The following is a 16,133-nucleotide window of genomic DNA, read 5'->3' as shown; positions in this document are numbered from 1 at the left end:
AGCTCGATTTGACCTCCGGATATTAGCGCTCTCTGTCCATTCTGTACCCGAATGTGAGATACAATCTTCCCGTCGAAAGTAGGTAGCGCGGCACTGCCCGCAGCGCTATTGGCGCCTTCGTGCACAACACGGACCTCCTAACAGGACTTCGGTCAGAACAGCAGATGGGTGACGACCGCGAGAATCGGGATGCTGATCAGCGTCCGGAGCACGAACAGCACAAGGCAGTGCCACAACCGCACCGGTAGTTCGAGAGAGAGCAGCAGCGGGATGGTGGCGCTGAAGAAGAAGATCTGCGTCAGTGACATGGCCGCCACGAAGAACTTCGCCTGCAGCGAGACGTCGACGGCCAGCAGCGCGGGCAGGAACATCTCGCTTATCCCGATCACGGTGGACTGGGCGACCACCTCGCTGTCCGGAATCCCGACGAGCGAGATGAGCGGCTCCACCGGCGCGCTGAGCCACTCGAACAACGGAGTGTGGTTCGCGACGAGGATGGCCAGCACGCCGACCGTGAGGATCGCGGGTACGACTGTCATGGCCAGTCGTAAGCCGTCGAGCAGGCCCCTTTTCGCCTCCTGCGGTACCGAGTCGGACACCGCCGCACGGTTGCGGCCCGCACGGACCGCCGCGGGCCACAGCCGGCCGGGCACTTCGGCTTCCCGGACCGGCTCGCCCACGTAGGTGTCGGCGATACGGGACAGCGGCGGCACCCGGCACAGGATGGCCGAGAGTACGAGCGTGAGCAGCGAGACGACGAGCACCAGGAGGCCGAAGTACGGCAGCAGGTCCAGGGTGGAGGCGACAACGGCGAAGAAGCCGAGGCTGACCGTGGAGAAACAGGTGGCGATGACCACGGCCTCGCGGGCGGAGTACCGCGACTCCAGGTACATCTTGTTCGTGACGTAGAGCCCGACGGAGTAGCTGCCGACGTAGGACGCGAGGCCGTCGAGTGCGGCCCTTCCCGGTACCCGGAAGAGCGGGCGCATCACCGGCCGGGCGAGGGTGCCGATCAGTTCCAGTCCACCGAACGCGACGAACAGCGTCACGAAGAGTGCGCCGATCGGCACGATCACCGCGACCGCGGCGACCAGCTTGCCGTACATCAGGCCGCCGACCGAGGGGTCGAGCACAGCGGCCGGGCCAGTTCCCGTGACGATCATCAGCGCAAGTACCGCGCCGGCCACGCGCAACACGATCATCAGCCAGTGCGCGCGAAAGCCACGCACGAACGACCAGCGCGCGCCGAGCGGCCCGTACGCCGCGACGGTCAGGGCGAGAGCGCCGAGGATGATGGCGAGGCTGTAGTACTCGACGAGCCAGGTGAGTTCACCCGTGATCGTGCTGACCGCGACGTCGAACGGGACCGTCCAGCTCCCGTCCCAGCGCACCGGGAGCAGAAAGAAGAGGGCGCCGCCCACGGTGGCGAGCACGAGTCTGCGGGTGACGGCGGGGCTTTCTGGGTCTGTCGTCGTCATCGCGCGTGGACACCTCCGACTCCGGGTTGCGGTGACCGGTCGGCCGGTCACCGAGTTGGCCCATTGCACCCCGCGGACGATGGCGGTTCCAGAGTGGACAAGGAGATTACGTCTGGTATTCCAGACGTGGTGGCGCCACCCGAACCGGCGAAAACGGACACACATTCGAGTGATCACCTGATGATCCGCCACGCGACTGGGTATGTCGGCGGTTCGCCCCGGAGATCGGCTCGGGGGCTGTGCTCGACGTTGGGAGCTCTGGCGAGATGTCGAAAAGGATTCGGCTGTGGGTGGCGGCTGCGACCATCGGTGCCGCGATGTCTTTCTCGTCGGTGGCCGCGGCCCAGCCTGCGCCACAGGACGAGGGGTACGCGGCACCGCCACAGGCTCAGGAGATCGAGCGGACCGGCGAGAACAACGACGGGTTGTGGGGCCTGTTCGGCCTCGCCGGCCTGCTGGGTCTGTTCGGGCTCCTCCGCCGCCCGCCACGTCGCGATCAAAAGAACGCGCTTGCTGGTCATCCCGCCGAGCACCAGCCGCGCATCCCTGACGCGAACGGGGCGTACACCCCACCCGGCGGGCAGCCGATCCCACCACAGGTCCGGAACACTCCACTGCCCGGCGGGGCTCCGGCGCCGGGGTCAGGTGAACTCGCCTCCGAGAAACCCCTCCGGCGCTGGCCGTGAGCGGCTGCGAGAGCAATTCCAGATCGAGAGCGGTGCTCACATCAAGGGCGCATTCTCTTATGTGACTGGCACTCCCTCAATTCGTGGAGCCGGCCCGCCCGATTCCGGTTACGTTCTTTCCATGGCGAAGGACGCGAAGGATCCCGCGATCGAACTCGAGGTCGGGACCAGGACGGTGCGTATCTCCAACCCGAATCGGGTGTACTTCCCGGCTCGCGGCGAGACGAAGCTCGACCTCGCTCGGTACTACCTCGCCGTCGGTGACGGCATCGTCCGGGCGCTACGGGAACGACCGTGCATGATGCACCGGTACCCGTCCGGAGTCGCGGGGGAGAAGGTGCACCAGAAGCGGATTCCGCAGGGTGCTCCGTCCTGGGTGGAGACGGTGCGGGTGGAGTTCCCCCGGTACAAACGCCATGCCGACGAACTGTGCGTGACCGAGGCGGCGAGCGTGGTGTGGGCCGTGCAGATGTCCACCGTGGAGTTCCACCCGTGGAACTCGCGCAGGTCCGACACCGAGCGGCCGGACGAGTGGCGCATCGATCTCGACCCCATGCCGGACTGCGACTTCGACACCGTGCGCCGCGTCGCACACGTCGCCCACGAGGTGCTCGACGAGCTGGGGATGGTCGGCTGGCCCAAGACCTCGGGCGGCGACGGCCTGCACATCTACGTCCGCATCGAGCCGCGCTGGGGTTTCGCCGAGGTTCGGCGGGCGGCGCTCGCCTTCGCCAAGGAGGTGGAACGCCGCGCGCCGAGCGAGGTCACCACCGCGTGGTGGCGCAAGGACCGCGATCCCGCGCGGGTGTTCGTGGACTTCAACCAGAACGCGAGAGATCACACCATCGCCAGCGCCTACTCCGTGCGCGGGGTGCCAGAGGCGACCGTTTCCACCCCCATCACCTGGCAGGAGGTGGACGACGTCGAGCCACGCGACTGCACCATCGCGACGGTTCCCGGCCGGTTCGCGGAGCTCGGCGACCTGCACGACGGCATCGACGACACCGCATACGTGCTGGACACTCTGCTCGAGTGGGCTGACCGGGACAGCCTCGACACCTGAGCACGGTGGCGTGACTCGCACTCAGGTGTCGAGGGCACTTTCCGGTGAAAGTGCCCTACACGGCCGGTATGGGCGCTGAGGTTGCCTGCCGTTGGCGAGGTATGTCCGTCCGCGTCGGCTGGGCGGGTGGTGTGCGGTGTTGCGTATGGGCTTCCGCTCCGGATCCAGCCATTCGGGCGGGACGAATTCGGGGGTGCCGTGGCGGATGCGAAGCATGGCTGATGCTGGTGTAGCCGGAAGTGCCCCGCACCGATCTCCCCCGCCCGCAACGCTTCCTCCGCCAGCGGCATCGGGGTCGCCGTGTGCGCGAGGCGGGCTTTGGCCTCGCCCCGGGCCAGGTGCAGGGCCATAATCAGCGGCGACACCGTGCCCGCATACCCCTGCGCGGCGGCCGCGCCCCGCTTCTCGGTCTCCGCCACCAGTTCCAGAATTCGCCCGTACTGCTGACGGAACACTTTTTCGGACTCGAGCAGCCCGCCCAGCAGCTCCCCCTCGGAGAGCTGCCACGCGGGAACCACCTCTTTCCCACACAACAACCACTTTACGGAGAAAGTGTCGTGAGTGGACTGAAGATGGGGGTAGTTGGCGATGCCGATGATCTTGCTTGGGGGTACTTGCAGACGCACCATCCCCGGGTCGGTGCCACGCAGCCGGGGGCTCTACGACTGTGGTCATGGCTTCTGGTGGTCTTCCTTCGGTCTGTAACAGCGGTGAACCAGAACTGTGCGTGGTTGAGCGTTGCCGGGGACGGAATTGTCACGTGCTTGACGGTTGGCGTGAGAATTGTTCCTTACTTGGCCGGACTCCTTGTTGTCGTGGTGCGTCGGGGGTAGTTTTCCCCGCTGTAGCACCAGGAAACCGCCTGTGCATGTGACGCGTTCCCTTTTCGCCCAAGCCGCTTTCCTGGGAGCGGATCCACGAAGAGACCAGACATGACGGAAGAGGAACAACTGACGTGTTGACGAGATCGCGGAAGTTCGGTGCCGGGTTCGCCGCGGCGGCCACGACCGTCGCGGCAGCCGGCCTGCTGCTGGGAGCCGGGACGAGTGCCGCCGAGCCGGTGAGCTTGGAACTGACCTACAAGTGCCCGTTCCCGCTGATCGGCGTGCAGCCGATCAAGGTCGTGATCTCGGCGGATCTACCGACCACCGCCGAGGTGGGTGTGCCGACGCCTGCGTTCGACATCGAGGCGGTTTCCACTGTGCCGGACACCGCGACACAGGGACTGACACTGGTCGGGGCGAAGACGGTGGAGGGCTCGGCACTGGCGGATTCGACCGTGGACGCACCGCAGGGCTCGCTGGACGTCCAGGTTCCGACAACCGTGGCCAAAACCCCGGTTCCCGCCTCCGGGCCGTTCGAGGTGGTAGCGACCGGATCGGCACCATCGTTGACGTTCACCCAGCCGGGGCCCGCGACAATCTCCGTGGGTGACTTGCTGCTGACGCTGACGCCACGGACGGCAGACGGTTCCGAGACGGGCCTGGGGACGTTCGACTCGGCCTGCACGCAGGATCCCGGGCAGAACCCGGTGCTGGCCGAGATCGACATCACCGGTGAGGGCGGCGGCACCACGACCCCGACCGAGCCCACGGAACCGACCGAGCCCACGGAACCCACGGAACCCACCGAGCCCACGGAACCCACGGAACCCACCGGGCCCACGGAACCCACCGAGCCGACCAACCCGACGGAGCCCACCAACCCGACGGATCCGACCGAGCCCACGGATCCGACGAGTCCGACCGACCCGAGTTCGCCGGGAACCACGGTTCCGCCGCCCGGCGGATCGCAGCCGCCCGGCGGTTACGACGGTTCGTACACCCCAGTGGGCAACAACAATGACGACTACAGCGGCCTCGCCAGTACCGGGGTCTCGGTCGGCCTGCCCATCGCGGCCGGACTGCTGCTGATCGGCGGCGGGGCCGTCCTGCTCGCCCACCAGCGTCGACGCACCGAGTGAGCTGATCACGGCCGAGTTCCGGGCGGCGACTGAGCGGGATTCCCGTCAGTCGCCGCCCGGAGCCGTTCGGTTGTCCTCGCACACACGGAGCTGAGCCGGAGCTTGTCTTCGTTCCAGGAACGTCATGGTCACACCGGGCGCGATTGGCTGTTCGTCGGTGACGGTGAAGACGGTGTGAGTCGAAGCAGCCGGCGCGGTCACAGCCCGGCTTGGATGGCGAGCACGGCGAGCCGTACCCGGTTGTCGCCGCCGGTCTTCGCCATCAGGTTCGCGACATGGGTCTTGACCGTCGTGACACCGACGTGCAGACGTTCGGCGATCTCGCCATTGGACAGTCCCTCCGCGATGAGCGCCAGTACGTCCCGCTCCCTGTTGGTGAGCTCGGGCAGCGGACGGGGATCCGGGACGAAAGTGTGCGAGCGCACTGCCTGGCCGACCAGGCGGCGCAGCACGGGCGGGCTGAACGGGCTGCCGCCGTCCGCCGCCTTGCGCACAGCGTTCAGCAGGTCGGCGGGTGTGGCGTCCTTGACGAGGAAGCCGCACGCGCCGGCCGCGAGTGCCGGATACAGATGATCGTCATCGTCGAACGTGGTGAGCGCCAGCACCCGCGTACCCGGACGGATCCGCAGAACCCGTTCGGTCGCGGTGATCCCGTCCATACCGGGCATATGCAGGTCCATCAGCACCACGTCCGGCACGTCGCGCTCGGCCAGCCGTACCGCCTCGTGACCATTGGCGGCCTCGCCCACCACGAGTAGATCGTCCGTGGATTCACACAACATCCGCAAGCCCGCGCGCACCAGTTGCTGATCGTCCACGAGAAGCACGCGGATCACCGGTTGGCCTCCCGCGCGGTCGCGGGCAGCACGGCCTGCACCCGCCAGCCCCGGTCCGAGGGGCCCGCCTCCAGTTCGCCGCCGACCAGTTCCACCCGCTCGCGCATACCGATCAGCCCGTGCCCCCGCCGGTCGGCCGCTTCAGGAGTGGTGTCGTGGGTCCGCCCCGCCCCGTCGTCCTCGATCTCCACCCACACGGTTTCCGCGGCGTCCATCCGCACGGCGAGACGGACCCGAGCAGCCGGTCCTGCATGCTTGAGCACGTTCGTCAGGCCCTCCTGAACCACTCGCAGCACGGCCAGCCGACATACCGCGTCGAGGCCGGACACGTCGGGGTCGATGGTCGCCGTCAGCGGGTGACCAGCCTTCCGCACGCGCTCGGATACCTCGTCGAGCGCGGTGACCACATCGCCCGGTTCCACCAGTGGAACTTCCACGGAGGACGGATCACGCAGCACACCGACCAGGCGGCGCAGGTCGGCCAGCGCCGAGGTTCCGGTGTCGTGCACGTCGTCGAACACCTGCGCCACTCGCTTGTCCATTCCGGACACGACGTGCCGGGCGACTCCAACACGCAACACCATTGAGGCGATGTGGTGAGCCACGAGGTCGTGCAGTTCTCGGGCGATCGCCATGCGCTCCTCCGTGCGTGCCTCGCGCGCGTCGGTGGCTCGTCTGCGCTCCGCCTCGATGGTTTGCCGGTGGTAGCGCTCGACGAGTTCGCGGAGCGAGCGGAGATGCAGGCCCAGCAGGACCGGCCCCGCCACGAGCAGTATCAGCCGCAACAGGTTCGCGGGTGAGAACATCATGCCCGGTGCCGCCCCGACGGTGAGCGCCATGGCCACTGTCCACGCGCTCGCCGCGATGAGGGCCGGTTGCCTGCCCCTGCTGCGCATCGCCGCCTCGACGAGTGCCGCACCGGCGAAGACGGGGGTCATGAACGAGTTCGGCGCCATCGCGAACGGGACGGCGGCTGCCAGCGCAGACTGCGCGACCGCGATGGTCACCGGCCACCGGCCGCCGAAGGCGAACAGGACCGCGGAGGACATCGACAGAATCCAGTCCATCGTGGTCAGCGGGAGGTGGTGCGAGGTCAGCAGCGTCAGCACCGCGGGAACGACCACGAGTGGTGCGAGGCGGATCGGGGTGAGCCTGACCCCCAGCGGCGAGGGGTACCGGACGGTGTTCACGGTAGCGACCGTAGGCGACCCCGAAGGGAAGCGCCTCCTGCCGTGGGAGGAGGCGTGTTCCTCCCGGAGGCCGTGGATCACGGCTCGCAGGCTGAGTCGCACCTCGGCCCCGTGCACGAACGTGGGGGTCATGATGATGTCTTCACCGAGGTCACAGGACTACCGGACGTTCCTGGCCGCCGCGTTTCGGGAGCCGGCAGCGATCGGCGCTGTCGCTCCGAGTTCCACCACACTCGCGCGCACACTTGCCTCCGTGGTGCCGAGCACAGGTCAGCCAGTGGTGGTGGAACTCGGACCAGGCACCGGCTCCGTGAGCGCCGCCATTCAGCGACGTCTGCCTGCCGGTGCACGGCACATCGCGATTGAAGCCAACCGGAATCTGGCCGAGCACGTGCGAGAGACGCAGCCAGCGGTCGAAGTGGTGCACGGCGACGCCGGCGACCTCATTCCGCTACTCGCCGGACAGGGGCTGTGCCGCGTGGACGCCGTGGTGTCCGGTCTGCCGTGGACACTCTTCCCGTTGCCGGTACAGCGGCGCATCCTCGACCAGATCGGCATCGTGCTCGCTCCCGGGGCCGCGTTCACCACCTTCGCCTACCTCCATGCACGCGCTCTGGCAGGTGCTCGCCGGTTCCATCACCTGGTGCGGGACGCGTTCGACGAGGTGATTGTGGGCCGGACGGTGTGGGCGAACGTGCCGCCGGCACGCGTCTACGTCTGCCGCAGGGCCGTGCGCAGTGGTTGAACTGCTAACCGGGCTTTCGGCGGTGCCGGTGCTGCTGGTGGTCGGCGGACTGGTGGTGGCGGAGGCAGGCCTGCTGATCGGTGTGCTGCTTCCTGGGGCGAGTGGGCTGCTGACACTGGGTTTTCTCACCTCCGTGCAGGTCGTTTCCCTGCCCGCGGCGATGGTCGCGATGGCCATCGTCGCCCCGCTCGGCCCGCAACTCGCCTACCTGACCGGGAGGTGGCGCGGAGCGGGCAGGTCCTGTGGGCAAGGGTGGCGGGGTGCCTGCGGTCTGTTGGACCGCTACGGCGGGCCTGCGCTCGCGGCCGGTCAGTTCGTGGTGGTGACCCGGACGCTGACACCACGGCTCGCGGGCGTGTCCGGTATGCCGTACCGGAAGTTCGTCCGCTGGAACCTGCCCGCCGCGGCCCTGTGGGGCGCGGGCTGGGTGTTGATCGGACACGTGGCGGGGCAGGCGTTCGAGCGGGTGGGTATCGGCCTCGCACTCGCCGGGTTGATCCTGGTGGGGCTGGTGCTGCTGATGCCCCGGCACCGACGGAAGCCGCGAACGGAAGTGGTGCTCGCCGCATCCGCCGTCCTGGATCGCGAGACACGGTGAGCAGGCAGGGGTCCCAGCCGGATCCTCTAGGATCGTTGTCATGGGGGACGGGACGAAGATCGCGCTCACTGCGCTGTCCCTGCTACTGGTGGGCGCGTGCGGCGTCAGGCCCGTTGCCCCGGCGCAGCCCACATTGCCGATCAGCGCCGGGCCGAGCACGGTCTGGAAGCCCGGCCCCGAGACCTTGGAGCCCGGGGTGTGCCCTGCGTCCGGTGTCCGGTACGAGGCGGGGCCGGTCGAGGCAGCGCTGGGCCATCGCGCCGTGGTGTTGACGATGCGCAACTGCGGCTCAGATCCTCGTACGGTCTCCGGCTATCCGGCGATCGCGGTCCTGAACAACGCCGGTGTGCCCCTCGACATCGAGGTGCGGCACGATTCGTCCTACATGGCACGGGATCCCGGTCCGAAGACCAGGAAGCTGGAGCCAGGGGCGGAGCTGCTGTCGGTCGTCGCCTGGTCGGCGACGGTCACCCACGGCGAGCTGGAGACGGGCGCCGCGCTCACGGTCTCGACTCTGCCGGGGGAGAAGCCGCAGACGCTCGCGGTGGAGACCGATCTCGGTACCACCGGCAAGGTCGAGCTGACCGCGTGGGACGTGGAACTCGCTCAGTGAGCGCGAGGTCACGCGTCCGCCGAACGTGCTGAACGACGCCGGGACCGTGTTGGGAATATGTTGGCTCGATCGGGTACCTTGCTGAAAATATGTCACCTCGGCCATTGTGCTGACATGATCCGGCGCAACAGGCTTTGGTCCAGGTCGCGACTTCGATTACTGGTGGCGGTCCTCGCAGTCACCCTGCTCGCCGGCGCAGGCCCGGCCGCATTCGGGCAGCAGGACGACGAACAGGCCGCGGCGGGGAGCGGGCCGGGCGGCTTCCTCGCACCACACAAACCCGGGCAGAGCGTGCGGGTGCCGGACTGGCGGCTCGCTTCCTCCTCGGCGACAGCTGCGGAAGGCGACACGATCTCCCGGCCCGGTTTCGCGGACCGCGAGTGGCTGCGTGTACCGGCCAGGTCCACTGTGCTCGCCGGACTGGTCGCGGCAGGCCGTTATCCCGACCTGAAATACTCGACAAATCTGCGCGACGCGGTGGACCCGGCGGACTTCGCCGTGCCGTGGTGGTACCGGCGAGAACTGCTGGCCGTGCCAAAACCGGGAACGCACACCTTTCTCCGGTTCAACGGTGGTGTCATCTCGCGCGGTGAGGTCTGGTTCAACGGGACCAAACTGGCCGGCACCGACGAGATGGTCGGCGCCTACCCGATGCACGAGTTCGACGTCACCCACCTGCTCCGTCCGGGGCGTAACGCGATCGCGGTCAAGGCCATGCCCGCCGATCCGTTCCGGGATCTGACGGTCAGCTTTCTCGACTGGAGCCCGCCCGCGCCGGACAACAACATGGGCATCTGGCGGGATGTCGAACTGGTGAGCACCGGTCCGGTCTCCCTGCTCGATCCGAGGGCGCTGCCCGAACTCGAGGTACCCGCACTGGACAAAGCCGCCGTGACGGTGAAGGCCGAGGTGCGCAACAACACCACCCGCCGGGTCGCCGCGACGGTTCGTGGCCGGATCGACAAGATCGATGTCGCGAAGCGGGTGTCCCTCGAACCTGAACAGACCCGCACCGTGGAGTTCACACCGGCCGAGTTCGCGCAACTCAACCTGCGCGACCCCAAGGTCTGGTGGCCCGCCCAGCTCGGTGGGCAACCGAGGTACCGGCTGTCGATGAGTGCCGAGGTCGGTGGCACCAGTGCCGACCGGGCCGAGCGCAAGTTCGGGATCCGGGACGTACGCTCCGAGCTGACCCCGCAGGGATACCGGGAGTTCTTCGTCAACGGCAAGCCGTTCGGTGCCCGCGGCGGCGGTTGGTCCTCTGACCTGTTCCTCCGCACCCAACCGGAGCGGCTGGCCGATCAGCTGGAGTACGTTCGCGATCTCGGCCTCAACACGATTCGGCTGGAAGGCAAGCAGGAGGACCACGAACTGCTGGAGCATGCCGACCAAATGGGCATCATGCTGATGCCGGGGTGGGAATGCTGCACCAAATGGGAGGCGTGGGCGAAGAAGAACGCCACACATCCGTGGACCGAGGAAGACTCCCGGGTGGCGGCGGAGTCCGGGCTCGCCGAGGCGAGAAGAATGGTGAACAGCCCGAGCATCCTCGGGTTCTTCATTGGCAGCGACAACTACGCGACGGCGGAGATCGAGAAGCTCTATCTCGACGCCTTCGCCGAGGTCGACTTCCGGGTGCCGGTATTGCCGTCGGCCGCGCGCAGGCCGAGCACCGTACCCCCGCCACCATTGCTGGGTGAGGCGGGAATGAAGATGGATGGCCCGTACTGGTGGGTACCGCCGAACTACTGGTACGGCACGCGCCTCGGCGGCAACTACGGTTTCGCCTCCGAGGTCGGATCAGGGCCGATGATCCCGGAGCTGGACAGCCTGCGGAAGTTCCTCACCGAGGACGAGATCACCGATCTCTGGCGCAATCCGGACCAGCCGCACTACCACCTGGCGAAGAAGGAGGTCTTCTCGACCCTCACCGACCTCACCAGGGCCCTCGAGCATCGGTATGGCCCGATCCGCGACCTCGAGGACTTCCTGCGCAAGGCCCAGCTCTCCAACTACGAGGGCAACAGGGCACAGTTCGAGGCGTACGGCCGAGACTTCGGCGATCCGCGGGACCCGGCCACAGGGGTCATCTACTGGATGCTGAACAACCCGTGGCCGACGCTGTACTGGCACCTCTTCGATCACACCATGGGAACCAACGGCTCCTACTACGGCGCGAAGACCGCACTGCGCCCGGTGCACGTCCAGTACTCCTACGACGACTCGTCGGTGGCCGTCGTGAACACCGGACCGGACGAGGTTTCCGGGCTGACCGTTCGGGCCACACAGTTCGATGTGGACGGCCGAGTGCTGGCCGAGAACAGCGCTCCTGTGCAGGTCGGATCCGGTTCGTCCCAGCGTGCCCTTGCGATGCCGAAACCAGCCGATGTGGACGGCGCGTACTTCCTCCGACTGGTGCTGGAGGACGCACGTAGCAAGCAGGTGGACCGAAACGTCTACTGGCTGTCGACGAAGGACGACGTGGTCGACCACAGCAAGGCGACCTGGTGGCATTCCCCGACGGTCGAGTACGCGGATATGACCGAGTTGCAGGATCTTCCCGGCGCGCGAGTGGTCGCCGAGAATGCCAGGACCTCGGTGCGCGGCGGAAAGGCGGTTACGGAGGTGACCGTGCGCAACACCTCGGCCGAGCCGACTGTCGGCTTCTTCCTGCGGGCCAGCCTGCGCAAGGGAGCAAACGGGACCCAACTCACGCCCGCGACCTGGAGCGACAACTATGTGACCCTCTGGCCGGGGGAGAAGCTGACCTTGCGGGCCGAGTACGACGTGGCCGACCTCGGTGCGGCCGTGCCGCACGTCCAGCTTTCCGGCTGGAACGTGCAGCAGCAGGAGGTGGTGGCCCCGCTGCGTTAGCGAGGCCACGAGAAGATACATGTCCGGACAGCCGTTCCACCGGCCGATTTTGGAGACAACATGGGGATTCACCGGAAGCCACAGTTCACCGACCTTGCCCCGCGTACCCGGCGATTGTTGCGCTCGATACTCGCGGCCGCGCTGGCCACCGTCTTCGCCGCGGCATTGCTGCCCGCTGTCGCCCAGCCCGCGGTCGCCGCTGGTGCTCCGGCAGGCATGCACCGGTTCGTCGTGGCGATCGGCAAGATGGACACGGGGTCGCGGCAGAACTGGGTGCGCCTGGCCAACTACTCACTGACCGCCGACGGCAAGGCCTACGAGTCCCACTTTCACTGGTCCCAGCGTTCACCCGGCAAACGCAGCTACACCGGTGTGCGGGGCGTGGGGTGTCGTGCCCGCGCCTGTCAGGTGCAGACGGCCACGGGTTTCCAGGCGAGCTCGCCACCGCAGAAGCTGACGGGAACCTACACCGTCAGCGGATCAGTTCTGCGTATCCAGTGGGACGGCAACGGCTGGGAGGAGTGGACCGTCAGCCAGCCGATCGAGGGAAAACTCGCGAAACTGGGATTCAAGCGCAGCTCGTTCGGCGCGACGCACGGCTACGGATACGGAAGCAACGCGCAGTGGAATGATCGTGCGTCCATGGCCACGATCGCCGCGGCCGACCACAGCAAGTTCCGGCACGATTTCCACCTGTGGAAGACCAACTCCGGCAAGCCCTATCTGGACGAGGGTTCGGGCAGCCCCTTCTGGATGCGCGACTGGCGGCGGTGTGACAGCGCGCGCTGTCTCGGTGGTACGACCACGGCCACGCAGTACTATCTGGCTACGGCCAACGCCAGTTCCACCGACAGGCGCAACACGTTGTGGCACTGGCGTACGGCGCTCGCCGACAACCGGGGTGAGCACTGCTACACCGGCAACTCGCACGTGAAGCCGATGATGCAGATCATCGACAGCGACGGCGGTTTCCATGGATGGGTAGCGGTCGAAGCCTCATTCAACCAGAGTTCTCCGAGTGAAGGCCGTTCCGCCGACGACATCGGTGTCTTTCAGATCAGCCGGTTCTGAGGTGGCGGAGAAGGGATCGCTCCTCGTGGGCGTGCCCCGGCCCCCGGCCCCCTGCGCTGCCCAGCCACTCGCACGTCCTTGTGAAGGCGGCTGGATCTGGTGTGCCACTGAGGGTTGTTCACAAGTCGGCAGCCGGGGCCGCCCGGAGGATGGTCGTGGCTGCCGACTGCCGGTGGGGTCCGTGGATGACCACACGTTGGCGATGAACGGCCCGGCTTTCCGTAAGAGACCGCGTCCACCGCGTTGGGGCCGCCCCCGGCGACGACGACATCGGTGATCATCCAGTTGCTCCTTTCCTGCAGGGTGGAAGTAGTTCCGACTGGGCGTTCGGTCGCTCAAGGGGACGGCAGGCCGGCCGCTATCCTGGTGAACACCTCGCGCAGCAGCGGGACGGCGGAGCCGCCGGGATCGGCACGCACCCAGTACTGCACGGCCGTGGCGATTCCCGCGCTCGCGACCGCAGCGGCAAGCTGTGGGTAGAGATCCTGTGCGGCAACCGTTCCGGTGCGGTCGGCGATCGCCGTGGCGAGTTCTTCCTGCGCGGCGACGTTCGCCTTGAGAACCTCGCTCTGGACCGCCGGTTCTGCGACGATGACCCGGAGCCCATCCATCCAGCGCTGGTCGGTCTGCGCCGTGCCGCCGGAATCGCGCTTCAGGTCGAACTGGCTCGACGCGGCATTGAGAATGGCTTCCCACAAGGGCTCCGACGCCGGTCGTGCACGTAGTTCCTCCGCGATCCGCGAGGTGCGCTCGAGATGGCCGGAGGCGATCGCCTCGGCCTTGCTGGCGAAGTAGTTGCGGAAGGTGCGCGGGGAGACGTTCGCCGCGGCGGCGATGTCGTCCACGGTGACGCTGTCCCAGCCGCGCTCGATACTCAGGCGGATCGCCGCCCGGCTCAGCGCGATACGCGTTTCCCGCTTCTTGCGCTCGCGCAGGCCGGTGTCCTCGTCGTCAGCTGCCATACGGCAACCATAGCAAAAATTGCCGAAAGGGCAAAAATTCCGGACTGGCAAGTTTCAGTGGAGGCTGACCGCCGTGAGCGCGTTCGAGGTTGCGCACTCACGGCGGCTGTCCGGCTACTGCTGGTTCGGGTAGCCGTATGGACCCTGCGGCCCCTGCTGACCTTGTGGGCCGGAGAACGGGGAACCCGGTACGGGTTGCGTCTGCGAGGACGAGGCCTGTTGCAGGCGCACCAGTTCGGCCGTGTTCTGCGCCGTCAGGATCATGGAGAGTAGCGACTCGAGCACCACGCGGAACAGGCACAGGTAGAGTAGCGACCCCAGCGGTCCGAGGACGAGGAGTACCAGCACGCCCAGCGCGGAGTCGACATTGAAGGCGGCGACGGTGAAACCGATGTACGAGACCGCAATGAAGATCATCGCGAGGATGTAGACGATTTTCGCAACTGTCGGTGTGACGAACTTCTTGAACGTGAGATCGAACAGGCTGAGCACGGTGCTCCCTTTGGTTTTTGGTCAGCTGAACGGCGCGCAGGACTGGTCGGGGCTCCTGCGCGTGCGGGCTCAGCGTCGTCGTCACCCCTGACAGAAAGGTGGGCTTCTCATGACCGTCCACTCTGGTCCGCACCGCAGCTCAGCGCTGCGTTCGGGGCCCGCCCGCTGGTTGGGTGCGGACGAGCTACGGGTGATCGCACGCGAACGTGCCGCGACGTCGGGACATCACCGAGGTCCCGCGCGTGTGTTGGGTGTCGACGCCTCGTGCGTGGCGAGGATGCCGCGCACGATGGCGTCGATCCCGTTCCGCAGTGCCGCTCTGTCATGCCCTCCTGGACAGGGCCGGACAAGCGCGTCGTAGCGGAGCCCGTCCATTGCGCCACCAAAAGCCGGGCTGCCTGCTGGGGGTTCGCCACGCGGGCTGCCCGCATTTCCCTCCGCTGTGCGATCGATGAACCGGCGGTTGGCCGCTTCCAGCTCGGGCATGAGTCTCGACAGCCGCGTCCGCGGCACGTTCCTTCCGGCTCCGCATGTCGTCTACCGCTGACCGGACGTCGTCCCGGCCGCGCGGGAGCTGATCGGTCAGGCCGGTTCGTCCTGACGCAGCACCGACGCGACGGTCCCGCGCAGCCACTCGATACCGGGCGAGGGCAGGGCCCGGCGGTACGTGTACAGCGCGACCTCGACTTCGGGAACCTCGAAGGGCAGGGCGAACGTACGGACGTCGGACCGCTGGGTGAACAGGTCCGCCACACCACTCGGTACCACGCCGAGGTATCCGGTCCTGGCGACGAGTTCGGGCAGGACAGCGAAATGCGGAACCCGGGCCGCGACGTCCCGCCGGTGGCCGAGCCGGGTCAGGATCCGGTCCGCGTCCACGTGTCCGGCCGCGGCATCGACCAGAATGTGCCGCTCCGCCAGGTACTCCTCGAGTGTCGGGCGACTGCGGATCCGCGGGTGTGTGCGTGCGCAGAGCCCGAGATAGTTTCCCCGGAACAGCGGGTCGCGTTGCAGGTCGGCCGAGTCGATACGCGGGGTGCAGATGACGGCGTCGGCGTGTCCCTGCCTGAGTTCCTCCGCCGCGGTGGAGAAATCGAGTGGAATGACCTGCACTGTGGAGTGCGGCGCGAGATTTCCGATGGTCGCGAGGACGTCGGGCAGCAGCGCGATCTCCCCGAGGTCCGTTGCCAGTAGCCGGAAGGTGCGTTCCGAGGTGGTGGGGTCGAACTGGCCCACGCCGCGCACGGTCTCGTTGATCACCTCCAGCGCCTGATTCAGTCGCGGATAGATTCCAGCCGCGGTTTCGGTCGCCACCAGTCCGTTCGCGGAGCGGAGGAACAGTTCGTCGTTGAACTGCCTGCGAAGCCGGCGCAGCGCGTGGCTCACCGAGGGCTGGGTGATGAACAGCGACTCGGCGGTTCGCGTGACGCTGCGCGTCTCGTACAGCAGCACGAACGTCTTCAGCAGGTTCAGGTCGACCTCGGCCATACGGGACAATATAGATGCTGTCTATAGGTTTATTGACAACAGTCATTGGACCTATGCCGTCGAGGTTTCTAGCG

Annotated in this window: 15 protein-coding genes; 8 read left to right on the top strand and 7 right to left on the bottom strand. The window is 67.2% G+C overall.

Annotation, left to right across the window (positions count from 1 at the left end; genetic code table 11):
• Positions 1-152: 152 nt before the first annotated feature.
• The gene (locus tag BM199_RS08445) at positions 153-1,478 is read right to left on the bottom strand and encodes a YjiH family protein (protein ID WP_091671791.1); all 1,326 of its coding nucleotides are present in this window, start codon (positions 1,476-1,478) and stop codon (positions 153-155) included.
• A gap of 266 nt (positions 1,479-1,744) precedes the next feature.
• Between BM199_RS08445 and BM199_RS08440 the strand changes: the two genes are divergently transcribed.
• From BM199_RS08440 to BM199_RS34235, 3 genes are all read left to right on the top strand, one after another.
• Positions 1,745-2,164 (top strand): WGxxGxxG family protein, encoded by a 420-nt coding sequence (locus tag BM199_RS08440; protein ID WP_342741698.1) that lies wholly within the window; start codon positions 1,745-1,747, stop codon positions 2,162-2,164.
• 121 nt (positions 2,165-2,285) lie between these two features.
• Complete coding sequence (ligD, locus tag BM199_RS08435; RefSeq protein ID WP_091671787.1) at positions 2,286-3,227, top strand: non-homologous end-joining DNA ligase; 942 nt, start codon at positions 2,286-2,288, stop codon at positions 3,225-3,227.
• Between the two features lie 955 nt (positions 3,228-4,182).
• Positions 4,183-5,190 carry a DUF6801 domain-containing protein gene (locus tag BM199_RS34235; protein ID WP_218160313.1) on the top strand — a complete coding sequence of 336 codons (1,008 nt, stop codon included), beginning with the start codon at positions 4,183-4,185 and terminating at the stop codon, positions 5,188-5,190.
• A 197-nt stretch (positions 5,191-5,387) separates the two neighbouring features.
• On the opposite strand, the gene BM199_RS08420 is transcribed toward BM199_RS34235, so the two are convergent.
• Both BM199_RS08420 and BM199_RS08415 read right to left on the bottom strand, forming a co-directional pair.
• A complete protein-coding gene (locus tag BM199_RS08420) occupies positions 5,388-6,026 on the bottom strand; it encodes a response regulator (RefSeq protein ID WP_091671785.1) in 639 nt (212 codons plus the stop codon).
• Positions 6,023-7,216, bottom strand: coding sequence for a sensor histidine kinase (locus BM199_RS08415; RefSeq protein WP_177242528.1), 1,194 nt, complete (start codon positions 7,214-7,216; stop codon positions 6,023-6,025). Before BM199_RS08415 ends, BM199_RS08420 begins: the two co-directional genes overlap by 4 nt.
• Before the next feature lie 130 nt (positions 7,217-7,346).
• On the opposite strand from BM199_RS08415, the gene BM199_RS08410 reads away from it, so the two are divergent.
• The 5 genes from BM199_RS08410 (at position 7,347) to BM199_RS08390 (ending at position 13,117) form a co-directional block, all read left to right on the top strand.
• Positions 7,347-7,961 (top strand): class I SAM-dependent methyltransferase, encoded by a 615-nt coding sequence (locus tag BM199_RS08410; RefSeq protein ID WP_342741697.1) that lies wholly within the window; start codon positions 7,347-7,349, stop codon positions 7,959-7,961.
• Positions 7,954-8,559 carry a DedA family protein gene (locus BM199_RS08405; protein WP_091671781.1) on the top strand — a complete coding sequence of 202 codons (606 nt, stop codon included), beginning with the start codon at positions 7,954-7,956 and terminating at the stop codon, positions 8,557-8,559. Before BM199_RS08410 ends, BM199_RS08405 begins: the two co-directional genes overlap by 8 nt.
• 40 nt (positions 8,560-8,599) lie before the next feature.
• On the top strand, positions 8,600-9,172 hold the full coding sequence (locus BM199_RS08400) for a DUF4232 domain-containing protein (protein ID WP_091671779.1): 573 nt from the start codon (positions 8,600-8,602) through the stop codon (positions 9,170-9,172).
• Between the two features lie 162 nt (positions 9,173-9,334).
• Positions 9,335-12,046: a glycosyl hydrolase 2 galactose-binding domain-containing protein gene (locus BM199_RS08395; protein WP_177242527.1), complete on the top strand. Its 2,712-nt coding sequence runs from the start codon at positions 9,335-9,337 to the stop codon at positions 12,044-12,046.
• Between the two features lie 60 nt (positions 12,047-12,106).
• A complete protein-coding gene (locus tag BM199_RS08390) occupies positions 12,107-13,117 on the top strand; it encodes a hypothetical protein (RefSeq protein ID WP_091671776.1) in 1,011 nt (336 codons plus the stop codon).
• A 335-nt stretch (positions 13,118-13,452) separates the two neighbouring features.
• Here BM199_RS08390 and BM199_RS08385 read toward each other — a convergent pair whose 3' ends face one another.
• The 4 genes from BM199_RS08385 to BM199_RS08375 all read right to left on the bottom strand — a co-directional run bounded on the left by BM199_RS08385 (position 13,453) and on the right by BM199_RS08375 (position 16,059).
• Positions 13,453-14,079, bottom strand: a complete 627-nt coding sequence (locus BM199_RS08385; RefSeq protein WP_091671775.1) for a TetR/AcrR family transcriptional regulator — start codon at positions 14,077-14,079, stop codon at positions 13,453-13,455.
• A gap of 114 nt (positions 14,080-14,193) precedes the next feature.
• Positions 14,194-14,571: a DUF4282 domain-containing protein gene (locus BM199_RS08380; protein WP_091671773.1), complete on the bottom strand. Its 378-nt coding sequence runs from the start codon at positions 14,569-14,571 to the stop codon at positions 14,194-14,196.
• Positions 14,572-14,796: 225 nt separating this feature from the next.
• Positions 14,797-15,057 (bottom strand): hypothetical protein, encoded by a 261-nt coding sequence (locus BM199_RS33225; RefSeq protein ID WP_143101797.1) that lies wholly within the window; start codon positions 15,055-15,057, stop codon positions 14,797-14,799.
• Positions 15,058-15,153: 96 nt separating this feature from the next.
• Entirely contained in the window at positions 15,154-16,059 is a 906-nt protein-coding gene (locus BM199_RS08375) for a LysR family transcriptional regulator (RefSeq protein WP_091671772.1), read from the bottom strand.
• Between the last annotated feature and the right edge of the window lie 74 nt (positions 16,060-16,133).

It is taken from the genome of Amycolatopsis marina, from assembly GCF_900111885.1.
GTDB classification, from domain to species: domain Bacteria; phylum Actinomycetota; class Actinomycetes; order Mycobacteriales; family Pseudonocardiaceae; genus Amycolatopsis; species Amycolatopsis marina.
The sequence above is the reverse complement of the archived record's forward strand: the minus strand, read 5'-3'. Positions and strand labels throughout refer to the sequence as shown.